Origin of the sequence: Kitasatospora sp. NPDC058478 (assembly GCF_042720345.1) — a bacterium.
GTDB lineage: Bacteria > Actinomycetota > Actinomycetes > Streptomycetales > Streptomycetaceae > Kitasatospora.
This window is the reverse complement of the sequence record NZ_JBHXML010000094.1, coordinates 1-10,796: the sequence shown is the minus strand read 5'-3', so window position 1 is coordinate 10,796 and position 10,796 is coordinate 1. Positions and strand designations below refer to the sequence as shown.

At 70.7% G+C, this 10,796-nt stretch carries 13 protein-coding genes; 9 read left to right on the top strand and 4 right to left on the bottom strand.

What is annotated here, in order from left to right; all coding sequences use genetic code 11:
• Nucleotides 1–204: 204 nt before the first annotated feature.
• Entirely contained in the window at nucleotides 205–1,422 is a 1,218-nt protein-coding gene (locus tag ACFWPT_RS36630) for a hypothetical protein (protein ID WP_380375824.1), read from the bottom strand.
• 158 nt (nucleotides 1,423–1,580) lie between these two features.
• On the opposite strand from ACFWPT_RS36630, the gene ACFWPT_RS36625 reads away from it, so the two are divergent.
• The 4 genes from ACFWPT_RS36625 to ACFWPT_RS36610 all read left to right on the top strand — a co-directional run bounded on the left by ACFWPT_RS36625 (nucleotide 1,581) and on the right by ACFWPT_RS36610 (nucleotide 4,804).
• Complete coding sequence (locus ACFWPT_RS36625; protein ID WP_380375825.1) at nucleotides 1,581–2,120, top strand: NUDIX hydrolase; 540 nt, start codon at nucleotides 1,581–1,583, stop codon at nucleotides 2,118–2,120.
• Nucleotides 2,121–2,179: 59 nt separating this feature from the next.
• Nucleotides 2,180–3,052: an NDP-sugar synthase gene (locus ACFWPT_RS36620; RefSeq protein ID WP_380487124.1), complete on the top strand. Its 873-nt coding sequence runs from the start codon at nucleotides 2,180–2,182 to the stop codon at nucleotides 3,050–3,052.
• 16 nt (nucleotides 3,053–3,068) lie between these two features.
• Nucleotides 3,069–3,701 (top strand): phytanoyl-CoA dioxygenase family protein, encoded by a 633-nt coding sequence (locus tag ACFWPT_RS36615; RefSeq protein ID WP_380487122.1) that lies wholly within the window; start codon nucleotides 3,069–3,071, stop codon nucleotides 3,699–3,701.
• Between the two features lie 194 nt (nucleotides 3,702–3,895).
• Complete coding sequence (locus ACFWPT_RS36610) at nucleotides 3,896–4,804, top strand: aminoglycoside phosphotransferase family protein (RefSeq protein ID WP_380487120.1); 909 nt, start codon at nucleotides 3,896–3,898, stop codon at nucleotides 4,802–4,804.
• 16 nt (nucleotides 4,805–4,820) lie between these two features.
• On the opposite strand, the gene ACFWPT_RS36605 is transcribed toward ACFWPT_RS36610, so the two are convergent.
• Nucleotides 4,821–5,288 (bottom strand): NUDIX domain-containing protein, encoded by a 468-nt coding sequence (locus ACFWPT_RS36605; protein ID WP_380487118.1) that lies wholly within the window; start codon nucleotides 5,286–5,288, stop codon nucleotides 4,821–4,823.
• Between the two features lie 97 nt (nucleotides 5,289–5,385).
• A complete protein-coding gene (locus tag ACFWPT_RS36600; RefSeq protein ID WP_380487116.1) occupies nucleotides 5,386–5,583 on the bottom strand; it encodes a hypothetical protein in 198 nt (65 codons plus the stop codon).
• Between the two features lie 117 nt (nucleotides 5,584–5,700).
• Between ACFWPT_RS36600 and ACFWPT_RS36595 the strand changes: the two genes are divergently transcribed.
• The 4 genes from ACFWPT_RS36595 (at nucleotide 5,701) to ACFWPT_RS36580 (ending at nucleotide 8,672) form a co-directional block, all read left to right on the top strand.
• Entirely contained in the window at nucleotides 5,701–6,540 is an 840-nt protein-coding gene (locus ACFWPT_RS36595; protein ID WP_380375835.1) for a Scr1 family TA system antitoxin-like transcriptional regulator, read from the top strand.
• Entirely contained in the window at nucleotides 6,525–6,734 is a 210-nt protein-coding gene (locus ACFWPT_RS36590; RefSeq protein ID WP_380375837.1) for a DUF397 domain-containing protein, read from the top strand. The genes ACFWPT_RS36595 and ACFWPT_RS36590 overlap by 16 nt, the downstream gene beginning before the upstream one ends.
• A 68-nt stretch (nucleotides 6,735–6,802) precedes the next feature.
• Nucleotides 6,803–7,036, top strand: coding sequence for a DUF397 domain-containing protein (locus ACFWPT_RS36585; RefSeq protein ID WP_380487114.1), 234 nt, complete (start codon nucleotides 6,803–6,805; stop codon nucleotides 7,034–7,036).
• A 136-nt stretch (nucleotides 7,037–7,172) separates the two neighbouring features.
• Nucleotides 7,173–8,672, top strand: a complete 1,500-nt coding sequence (locus ACFWPT_RS36580) for a pentapeptide repeat-containing protein (RefSeq protein WP_380487112.1) — start codon at nucleotides 7,173–7,175, stop codon at nucleotides 8,670–8,672.
• Nucleotides 8,673–9,162: 490 nt separating this feature from the next.
• On the opposite strand, the gene ACFWPT_RS36575 is transcribed toward ACFWPT_RS36580, so the two are convergent.
• Nucleotides 9,163–9,729, bottom strand: a complete 567-nt coding sequence (locus ACFWPT_RS36575) for a TetR/AcrR family transcriptional regulator (RefSeq protein ID WP_380375842.1) — start codon at nucleotides 9,727–9,729, stop codon at nucleotides 9,163–9,165.
• 83 nt (nucleotides 9,730–9,812) lie between these two features.
• Between ACFWPT_RS36575 and ACFWPT_RS36570 the strand changes: the two genes are divergently transcribed.
• Nucleotides 9,813–10,733, top strand: coding sequence for an NADP-dependent oxidoreductase (locus tag ACFWPT_RS36570; protein ID WP_380487110.1), 921 nt, complete (start codon nucleotides 9,813–9,815; stop codon nucleotides 10,731–10,733).
• Nucleotides 10,734–10,796: the final 63 nt, after the last annotated feature.

The window sequence follows — 10,796 nt, the reverse complement described above, 5'->3', positions numbered from 1 at the left end:
AACACCGACCCCCCCCCCGCCTCACCCCCCCCTGACCGGGGCCCCCCCCGCGCGCGTCGCGGGGCGGGCGCCCGGCTCCGCGCGCACCCCCTTTTTCGCTGTTGCGCATGTCGCCATTTCGCCGGCGACAAACGGCGGCCTGCTCTGCGGCCATCTCGCCGAGGAGGGACCGCGCCGGGAACGGGCCGCCGGATCGGTGAGGCGTCAACTGGCCTCCAGCGAAGACGCATTGCGCATGTCGTTGAGGGCGCAGGCCAGGCGGGCGGAGCCGACGGCGGCAGCGAGCGCAGAGGCCTGGGCGGCGTGATGGCCGGCTTCGGTGCGCTCGCCCTGCCGGTAGAGCACGGTGGCCAACCGCGCGGTGGCCATCGCCCGCACCCGGGCCTGGACGGTGTCGCCCTCGGTGGCCCGGCGCAAGTCGGCGACGACCCGGGGATGTAGGCGGCCGGTGGCGGTGGACAGCAGGTAGAGGGCGAAGCCGGTGTCGCTGCCAACCTTGGCCACGGTGATGGTCTGCGTCCAGACAGGTCCCGCCGCAAGGTCCCTGACGCGCTCGTAGGTGCGCTCGGCGGCCAGCAGGTGCCGGGCCGTCTGCCGCTCGTCACCGGTCAGGGCGTGGGCCTGGGCGGTGACGGCGGCGAGCATCGCCCGCGCCGCGGCGGGCAGACGCCCGCCCGCCTGCCCCGCCAGCAGTAGGGCCTGGTCGGGGCGGCGAAGGTGGATCTCCTGGCGGGCGGCGTTGGTGGCCAGGTGGCACAGCAATCCGGTGTCTCCGTGCTCGCGGCCGGCGGCCAGGCCGAGTTGGAACAGCGGGCGGGCCTCGCCGTACCGGCCGGCATCGAAGCTGGACCAGGCGGTCAGGTTGGCCAGGCGGGTGACCGCGCCGAGCAGTGCGCCTCGCACGGCGGGGGTGGTGGACGCCGTGGTGAGGTCGATGGCGGCGTGCAGCTCGCGCAGCGCGAAGTCGCGAACGGCTTGTCCGCCGCAGGCTCGGTCCCAGTGCTCCAACGCGCTGGTGCGCTCGGCGATCGCGGTGACATCGCCCTTGCGCAGGCGGGAGAGCGGCCGGGCGGGCGGCAACAGGGCTGCCAGCGCGACGGCGAGGACGTCTCGGCGGTTCGAGTCACTCACCTCATCGGGATGTTCGTGGTGGACCTGCTTGGCGACCAGACCCAGCTCGGCCGCCGTCCCCGCCCTCAGGACCAGGCACAGGGCCTGCCGGTAGTGCTCGTGCGGCCACGTGATGAGGCCACGTTCTATGCGTGAGACGTAGCCGGCGTCAAACGACGATTCCCGCTCGGTCGCCGCCTCGACCAGGGTTCGCACCTGCTCGGCGACCTGTCGCTGCGTCAATACCAGGGCAAGCCGCGCACTCCTGAACAGCGCGTTCACCATCGCACACACCACCAACTCCCGCTTCAAGGAGGGGATTCAACGTACCGAGCGCCACATGGATTGCCTACCGATCTGCCCTGCCGCCATCACCCGATCAGGTGGTTTCCTGGACATGCCCCCTCCGCTACCAGGATCTGGCGGCACAACGAGCGCCCGGAGTCAGGCCAGAGCCGTACAGTCCAGCCATGACCTACCCCGGCGCGTCATGGCGCGAGATCGAACGAACCACCATGTTCAGCAAGTTCGGCCGGTCCGTGGAACGCGTCGACTTCGAGCTGCCCGACGGACGGAAGGAGGAGTTCTACCTCAAACGCGAGCGCCCAGCCGGCGCCGTGCTCGCCCTCACTCCCGACCAGCACGTCATCCTCGCCCGCCAGTACCGGCCCGGCCCCGACCGCGTGCTGTACGAACTACCCGGTGGCTTCATCGAACCTGGAGAAGAGGCAGCCGAGGCCGTCGCCCGCGAACTGCTGGAGGAGACCGGCTACCAGGGCGAGGTCCACGCGGCCGGACCGTACTGGCACGACGCCTACTCAACCGCCCTGCGCATCGCCTTCTACGCCACCGGCTGCGCCAAGGTCGCCGAGCCGACCCCGGAGCGCACCGAGTTCATCGACGTGGTCACCCTGCCCCTGCCCGAGTTCCGCTCCACCGTGCTGCGCAGGGGCCAGATGACCGACACCGCCGCCGCCTACCTCGCCCTGGACCGCCTCGGGCTCCTCTGACCCGGGGCATACGGGCGGGCCGGCATCCCAGCGCCCACCCGCCACCCCGGGAGGACCCCGTGACCGAACGGAACACAACCGACACCACCAGCACCATCGCCCGCTACTACACCAGCGCCCTTGTCTCCCTACCCGCCCGCACCGTCGCCCTGGTGCTGGCCGGCGGCAGGGGGAGCCGGCTGCGTGCCGCCGCCGACCCCGAGCTGCAGGCCACACCGAAGGTCCTGGTGCCGATCGACACCCCGACGGGCCGCACCCCGATGCTCGGCCACGCCCTCGCCCAGCTGACGGCCATCGGGTTCCGGCGCATCGCACTGCTCACCAGCACCGACCCGGCCACCGGCGCCGAAGCCGTCGAGACCTACGCGCTCACCTGCTCGGCGCGTCAGGTAGAGCTGACCTTCCACCGCGAGGACCACCCGCTCGGCACCGCCGGCGCCGCCTACGCGGCCCTGCACCACCTGGCCGACGTCCCGGTGGCAGTGGTACTGCCCGCCGACACCCTCTTCCCGTTCACCCTGCTGCCCTCCGCCGTCGCCGCCCACCGATCCCGTCCGGCTGCGGTGACTTGGACCGTCACCAGCACCCCCGGCCAGGGCGCGCAGAACGCGGGCCGGCTCTTCCTCGACCCCGACGGCGCCTTCGTCGTCCACGCCCTCGAAGGCACCGACGCCACCCTGCCCTCCGACAACCGCCAGGGCCTGCGGCAGGCCACCAGCACCGGCGCGGTCATCCTCACCCCCACCCCGTTCCGGGCGCTGTTCGACGAGTACTCCCGACGGCTGGCCCACCCCGGCGAGGCCGACCTGTACCGCCAGTTCATGCCCTGGGCGATCAGCCAGGGCCACCCGGTCGGCGCCTACGACATCCACACCCCGGCCCCCGACCTCGGCACCCCCGACCGTCTGGCCACGTTCGGCCGCATCACCTGAAAAGGGATCAACCGCCATGCTCACCACCACCCCGTCCACGCTGACCGAGCAGCAGGCCCGCCACTTCCGCGACCTCGGATACCTTCGCCTGCCCTACGCCGGCCTGCCCGATGGCCTCCTCGGCGAGGTGGCCGAGCTGGTCCGGGCTTGCGCCGCCCACCTGCCTACCGGCCAGGCCAAGGTGTACCGGCTCTACCAGCACGACCAGGGCTCCCTCAACGCACCCGACGCCCAGGAGCCCCGGCTGCACCGAGACATCCTCCAGCCCACCCGCGGCCTGCTCACCGCCGTCGTGTACTTCGAGGACGCCACCGTGGAGACCGGCTGCACCTGGATCGTCCCCGGCTCCCACCGTGCCCCCTACGTGGGCGTCCCACAGCCCGACGGCGGCGGCACCTGGATGGACGAGCACCCCGAACTCTCCGGCCTCGCCGACCAAGCCGTCCCGGTGCCGGTCCCGGCCGGCGGCGTCCTGCTCTTCGACGGGACCGTCTTCCACACCGTCGGCGCGAACAGCGACGGATCCACTCGCACCAGCGTGGTCCTCGGCTACCGGGCCGCTGACGAGCTCGACGCCCTCCCCGACCCCGACCGGCAGGTCATCGTCGCCGGCGCCCACCTGTACCGGGGCAACGACCGGCCGAGCTGACCCGAACGCGCGTCCAGGAGATGGTTCGGCCGAAACCCCTGCACGCCGACGATCCGACCGCAGCACGCTTCGCCGGTCGGATCGTTCGTCCACCACACCGCCGAGCCGCCGCAGTGGTCTTCGAAGGGACCCGAACAGCAGCGGTCTCGGGAAAACCACTGGCGGCGGCGGGGCCCGGCATGAAGGCTCGCACCGTGGCCCTTCACGAGAACGAGATCTTCGCCGACCAGGCCGTCGTCCGCTCCCTGCTCCGGGAGCAGCGGCCGCACTGGGCCGGCCTGTCCGTCTCGCCGGCCGGCGCGGGCACGGACAACACGATGTACCGGCTCGGCGACGACCTGCTCGTGCGGCTGCCGCGCACCGCGCAGAGCGCGGAGTCCGTGCGGAAGGAGCAGACGTGGCTGCCGCGGCTGGCGCCGCACCTGCCGTGCCGCGTCCCGGAGCCGGTGCACGCCGGGACGGCGAGTGCCGTGTTCCCGCTCGCCTGGTCGGTGTACCGCTGGATCGACGGCGAGGAGCCCGGCCCGGGGTCGGTCACCGACTGGCCCGCCTTCGGGGCCGACCTGGCGGCGGTCGTCAAGGACCTGCACGGCGCCCCGCTCATGGGGGCCGTCCGCCACGGCGCGCTCAGCTGGTACCGCGGAGGCGACCTGCGCGACAGCGACGAGTCGATCACCGCATGCTTCGAGAAGTGCCGGACAATCCCGGGCCTGGACCTCGACATCGAGCACCTGCTGCACCTGTGGCGAAGCGCGTTCGCCCTGCCCGGGGCGTCCGGCCGCCAGGTGTGGCTGCACGGCGACCTGAAACCCTCCAACCTGCTCGTCCGGCAGGGCAGGCTGCACGCGGTCATCGACTTCGGATGCCTGTCGGTCGGCTTTCCCGACGCCGAGCACGCCACGGTGTGGGACCTTCCGTCCCCGGCCCGCCAGGCGTACTGGGACGCCCTCGGCCTCGACGACGTGACGTGGCTACGGGCCCGGGCGTGGGCGGTCGGCGTCGCAGTCGGCGGGCTGTCGTACTACTGGGACACCTATCCCGGCTTCGCCGGCGAATGCCTGTCGCGGCTGTCCGCGATCCTGGAGGCCGCCGGCGCGCGGTGAACCAGGGCGGCGGTCCTCAGGTCGCGCGCTGTCCGTGGAGGAGGACGGGCAGCGCCCGGCCCGCCAACGCCTCGGTGGCACGGGCGGCTTGGGAGGGCGCCATGACGTCGTGGAGTTGGCGGACGGGGACGAAGCGGGCGCCGAACAGTCCGCTGCGGTGCCGGGGCGGGACGGTCAGGTGGGTGTCATCGCGCACCGTGCCGCCGTCGAAGACCAGGTTGAGGCGCTCCAGGTAACGGTCGGCGGGGGTGAAGTCGACCGCGAGGACGGCGGCGAGACGGAGGTTGAGGCCGGTCTCGGCGCGCAGGTTGCGGGCAGCGGCGAGGTGCGGGGGCTCGTTCGGCTTCGCGGCGCCGCCGGGCAGGATCAGCCCGTCCATGTAGTCCGGATCGACGAGCAGGACGTCACCACGCGGGTTGCGCACGAGGACGAGGCAGCCGAGCCGGCACACCGGCGGCTTGGCGAGCAGACGGGGGTCGCGCATCGGGCGGTTCACCTTCTGAGGGCGGCGAGGAGTACGAGGGAGAAGCCCGCCAACCACAGGAGGCGGACGAGGAGTTCAGCCGTCATGCGTCCGGCGCTCACTCCCCCGGCCGCTTGTGGACCTCGAAGACGCGCCACGTGCCCCAGGCGTCGGAGAAGGACCTGAACCCGCTGAGCTCACCGTCCGGTTGGCGCAACCACTCCCGGGTGACCTCGTTGCGGACCCGGTAGAGGCGGGCCCCGGCGTCCCAGCGCACGCCGTAGCCGTGGTGGCGGGGAACTTGGGCATCGGCCATGGGAATAACCTTCCGCAATCAGCGTTTCACGTTCTGTGCACATGATGGCCCGGTGTCGTCTAGCGTTGGAAGTGACCTGCCTACTTGCACCTGGGGCGCCGGAAGTTGAGGACTGCCATGAACAAGAAGAAGATCGACCCGGAGTCCAGCCCCTGGGCGCCCTTCGGAATCCAACTCCGCAACTCACGAGAGGCCAAAGGCCTCCTCCAGTGGCAGCTGGCTCCGCTCCTCGAGTGCTCGCCGTCGCACCTCTCCTACGTCGAACTTGCGCACCGGCCTCCGACCCGCAAGCTCGCCGAGCTCGCCGACAAAGAGCTCGACACTGGCGGCACCCTCGTGCTGATGTGGTATCAGCTGAAGAACGCCGCGATCCTGGAGGGCTTCCCGGAGTACGCCGGCTACGAGGCCCTCGCGGAGCAGATCAGGATCTTCGAGAACGATTTCGTCACCGGGCTCCTGCAGACCCGGGCGTACGCAACCGCGCTTCTGATGGGTTATGCCAGGCAAGGCAATGTGTCCCCGCAACTGGCCCAGGAACGCATCGAGTTCAGGCTTTCCCGACAGCAGGTCCTGGAACGGACTCCTCCTCCACTCGTACACGTGGTGCTGGACGAGAGCTGCCTCAGGCGGTTCGTCGGCGGACGTGACGTCATGGTCGAACAGTTGCTTCACCTCGAGCAGCTGGCCACTCGCCCCGACGTAGTCATCCAGGTGGCCCCGTTCTCCCTGGGCGAAAACCGGCCGCTCTCGCTGATGACGCATCTCCTGACCATGCCGAACCGAAAAGTGATCGCTTATGGCGAGATCGAGCAGCGCGGCTACCTCGACCGGGATATCAAGTCGGTTGCGGCCTTGACCAGGAGCTACGATCGGCTTGCGGTCGAGGCCCTTGGCCAGGCTGAAACACTGGCCTTCATCCGCGCGACAAGGAGGAACCTGGAGTGGATGTCAGCTTGACCGACGCTTCCTGGCGAAAGAGTTCGTACAGCACTGGATCCGGCGGCGCGTGCGTCGAGGTCGCCGATGGCTTCACCGATGTGCAGCCCGTGCGCGACTCCAAAGACCCCGACGGCCCGGTCCTTCTCTTTTCCTCCGCCGTCTGGCAGTCCTTCGTCAGCGCCGTCCGCGCAGGCGAACTCGGCTCCGACTAGGCCTACCTGACACCAGAGTGGGAAGTCATAACCATCGACTTCCTACTCCGCCCACAGGAGGCACCGCGATGGACACCACCTGGCGAAAGAGCACCTACAGCGCTGGCGGCGGTCAGTGCATCGAAGTCGCCGACGGCTTCACCCACGTGCAGCCCGTGCGCGACTCCAAAGACCCCGACGGCCCGGTCCTCCTCTTCCCCACCCCCGCCTGGCAGGCCTTCGTCACCGCCGTCCGCGCCGGCGAATTCGGCGCCAAGCCCCACCGCTGGACCTACGACGGCTCCCCGCTCGAAGCCACGTGAACCCCCGAAGGATCAACGCGGTGCTGCGCTAGGGTCTGGCGGCATGGGATCACCGACGGACCCGGACGCCTCCGGGGAGTTCCAGCGGATAGCCGACTGCTTGGCGGGACCGGGCGCCGACGCGCACCACGCCGGCTTGCAGGAGCTTGAGGTACTCGCCCGGGCACATCCCGCGCTACGCCAGCCTGCCGCCGACGCCGTGTGCCGTTACCTGCGCGGCGCGGTTGTGGAAGCTGCCGACAGTGCTGTCGCGCTTCTTGTCGCGCTGGCGCGGGGCGGAGACCACCTCGCCTTCGCTCTGGAGGGCGCCGTACTGCCGGACGTCGACTTCAGCGGCTGCTCCTTCGGTCCGACGGTCTTCGCGGACGCCCACTTCCGCGGCCGCTGCGTCTTCGACGGCGCTCACTTCCGCGACGACGCGATCTTCGCGCGGGCCGTGTTCGAAGGCGAGGCGTCGTTCGCCGACGTCAGGTTCGGCGCAGACGCCCACTTCGGGCTGGCGCGGTTCCACTCCCCGGCCGGCTTCGCCGGCGCCCGGTTCGACCATCTGGCCTGGTTCGGCCGTGGTGAGGAGTCCGTCCAGGAGGACGACCCCCGATTCGAAGAGTTCGACGAGGACGGCGATCTGCCCTCTGGCAAGCCGGATCCGTTCGGCGTGCAGATCCCCTGGCGCGAGCCGAACGAGGCCGATCCCGGCTGGCCGAGCGCCGTGCTTCAAGAGGACTACCAGACCTGGTACGAGGGCAGCGACGGCACCTGCTTCCGGGATCGGGTGTCCTTTCACGGCGCGCGATTCCACGGTCCGGCCTGGTTCTGGAAGGCACGGTTCGGGGCGGATGCGGAGTTCGGCGACGCCTGGTTCGGCGATCAGGTCCATCTCGACCAGCCGAGTGTGGACCTCACCGGCGCGACCGCGGACACTGTCGCCGACCAAGACGACGCTTCGGAAGTCGACGACGCGGAAGAGTCGTTCAGCCCTCAGCAATGGCCCTTCGGCTGGGTGCTGCGTCCCGAGGACAACGGGCCGGGCCGGCTGGTGACGGACGAGTCCGTGGCGCCCTACGCCCACCAGCTCGCCGACGCCGACCCGGCGGTGCGGCTGTCCGGACTGCACGTGCTCGACGCGCTCGGCCAGGCCCGCGCCGACCAGCGGGCCGGAATCGTCGACGCGGTCTGCGGATTCCTGAGGGCGCCGCTGGCGTTCGAGGCCGGCGATGAAGCCGCGCTCACCGCGGAGCAGGTGGCCGAACTGAGGCTGCGGCGGACCGCGCAGCAGATCCTCACCGACCACCTCCGCCCTCACGACCCCGGGGCGGCGCCGGATTCCCCGCCGCGCGAACGGTTCTGGGACGGAGTCGATCTCAGCCTTTCCGCCGCCACTCTGATCGACTTCGACCTCAGTGACTGCCGGTTCGCGCGTGCGGACTTCATGGGCGCTCAGTTCCACGGGACCACCAACTTGGAGCGAAGCGCGTTCAAGGCGCACTTCATGCTGCCGGGCGGCGGCGGATACGCCACGTTCCACGGCGAATGCCGCACCGCCGGCGCCGCCCTCACCGAGGGCTGGGCCGGGCAGAGAAGCGCCGACGAGACCCTCCAGCAAATTCGGGCGCGGTCGGCCGAGGTGACTGTCTGAGTCAGTCCGTCAGCCGTTCCACAACTGGACCGACATCACGGAATCCTGGCAGACCGGCTCGTTGGCCAGGCGGACCGCAGACGCCTTCCCGTGGAAGTCCCGACGCGCGCGCTGAAGCCGGCCTTGATCGTGCCGGGTAAGGCCGGCCCTCAGATGAAGACGGCCACCGTTGATCATCGTGAGTTGTGTCGACAAACGAAGATCAGCCGGTGGCCGTGTGCCACAGGCCGGCAGGCGGCATTCGAAGGCCTGACGGGCCAAGGTGGACGAGTCTTCCGAGGTCGTCGACGGCGAGCTCATCGGGGGCATCGCCCTCTCCGGGCCGCCAGATCAGCGTCAGGTCCCCTCTGCGGGTGGTGATCCGGTACGGGAAGCAGTCGGCCATGCGGGGTCTCCCCGGTGCCGCGGCGGCACTCGCCGTGTGGGTCGTCCTGCCCTCGATGATCGCCGTGCGGTGACTTCGGATCAGGTGGAGCTGCGGGGTGCGAAACTAGCGCACGGCTCCGGCCGCGCGTACTTCGGCGAGCGCCTGCCGTGCCAGCGGGCCGAAGCCCTCGCTGTTGCTGGTGTCGATCCACTGGTCGTAGGCGATCTCCCAGGCGAGCGCGCCCAGGTTCGCGGCCACGCGCGCGGTCAGGTTCGGGACTCCGCGGCGGTTGAGGGCCTCGATCATCGAGGCGGTGAGGTCGATCCTTTTCAGGGCTTCGCGTTCACGCAGTTCCGTGTTGGCGTTCAGCACGGCCTGGCGCCGGCCGCTGAACTCGCGGCGGTCGGCGGTGAAGAACGTCCGGCCGAGCGCATCGAGGGCCTCCGCCACCGCGTCGAGCGGCCCGGCCGCCGGCGGCGCCGAGGCGATCCCTTCGACGAGCAGACCGGTCACCGTGCTGCCGAAGAGCACCTCGCGCTTGTCCGGGAAGTACCGGAAGAACGTGCTCTTGGTGAGCCCCGCGCGCTCCGCGATCTCGATCACGGTCGTGTTCTCGTAGCCGTGCTCCTCGAAGAGGTCGAGGGCGGCGGCGGCGAGTCGTCCTGGTGCGTCGGGTTGCCAGCGGGCCATGGGAGCAGTGTACGGGACTTCGTCCCATCACTGGTGTACGGTCGATGAGACCAAGTCCCATCACTGGCCAGGAGAGGTCACCGATGAGCAAAGCTGTGCGCTACCGGCGATTCGGCGGTCCCGAAGTACTCGAAGTGCAGGAGATACCCGAGCCGCACGCGGCACCGGGCGAGGTCCGCGTCCGGGTCACGGCCGCCGGACTGAATCCGATGGACTGGCAGATCACCACACAGCCCGACATGGCGGCGCGCTTCGGCATCACCCTGCCGGCCGGGTTCGGCAGCGACTTCGCCGGAGTGGTGGACGAAGTGGGCGCCGAAGCCACGGGATTCGCGACCGGCGACCGGGTGTACGGGGCTGCGATCGGCCGGTCCGTCGCCGAATTCGTGCTGGTCAAGACACCCACGGCACAGCTGTGGCTCACCCCGGAGGGCGTCGGCGACGAGGTGGCCGCCACGCTTCCGGTGTCCGGACTGACGGCCTGCGCCGCGCTCGCCGCGATCGGGCTCCGCACCGGGGACACCGTCCTGATCGGCGGGGCGGCGGGTGGCGTGGGAATCTTCGCCGTGCAGTTGGCGAAGCTTGCGGGTGCCCGGGTGCTCGGCACCGCCTCCGAGGGCACGTTCGGATTCCTGCGCGGGCTCGGCGCCGAACCCTTGGCGTACGGCCCCGGCCTGGCGGACCGGGTACGGGCCCTGGCGCCCGAGGGAATCACCGCCGCGACCGACCTGTTCGCAAGGGAGGCGGCCGAGACCGCGCTCGAGCTCGGCGTGGCACCCGAGCGGATCACCGTCGTCGCCGACGGCCCCGCCCCGCCGCCCGGCGTGCGCAGGGCGGGCGCCCTCGATGCGGGCCCGGGCGCCCTGGAGCGGATCACCGACGCGATCCGTTCCGGCGAGATCACCGTTCCGATCGCGGCGACCTTCCCGGTCGAGCGGATCCGCGAAGCCGTGACGACGCAGGCCGAGAGGCACGTCCACGGCAAGATCGTGATCGCGCTGTGAACCGGCACAAGATCGGTGCAGCCCGTGGGGCCGACCTGCCCGCGCTGGTGCGTCGGGCAGGTC

Bases quoted from the DNA above. Each gene is read 5' to 3' on its own strand.
- ACFWPT_RS36600 (WP_380487116.1), bottom strand. From the start codon at position 5,583: ATGGCCGATGCCCAAGTTCCCCGCCACCACGGCTACGGCGTGCGCTGG.
- ACFWPT_RS36575 (WP_380375842.1), bottom strand. From the start codon at position 9,729: ATGGCCCGCTGGCAACCCGACGCACCAGGACGACTCGCCGCCGCCGCC.
- ACFWPT_RS36570 (WP_380487110.1), top strand. From the start codon at position 9,813: ATGAGCAAAGCTGTGCGCTACCGGCGATTCGGCGGTCCCGAAGTACTC.
- ACFWPT_RS36625 (WP_380375825.1), top strand. From the start codon at position 1,581: ATGACCTACCCCGGCGCGTCATGGCGCGAGATCGAACGAACCACCATG.
- ACFWPT_RS36585 (WP_380487114.1), top strand. From the start codon at position 6,803: ATGGACACCACCTGGCGAAAGAGCACCTACAGCGCTGGCGGCGGTCAG.
- ACFWPT_RS36615 (WP_380487122.1), top strand. From the start codon at position 3,069: ATGCTCACCACCACCCCGTCCACGCTGACCGAGCAGCAGGCCCGCCAC.
- ACFWPT_RS36595 (WP_380375835.1), top strand. From the start codon at position 5,701: ATGAACAAGAAGAAGATCGACCCGGAGTCCAGCCCCTGGGCGCCCTTC.
- ACFWPT_RS36605 (WP_380487118.1), bottom strand. From the start codon at position 5,288: ATGCGCGACCCCCGTCTGCTCGCCAAGCCGCCGGTGTGCCGGCTCGGC.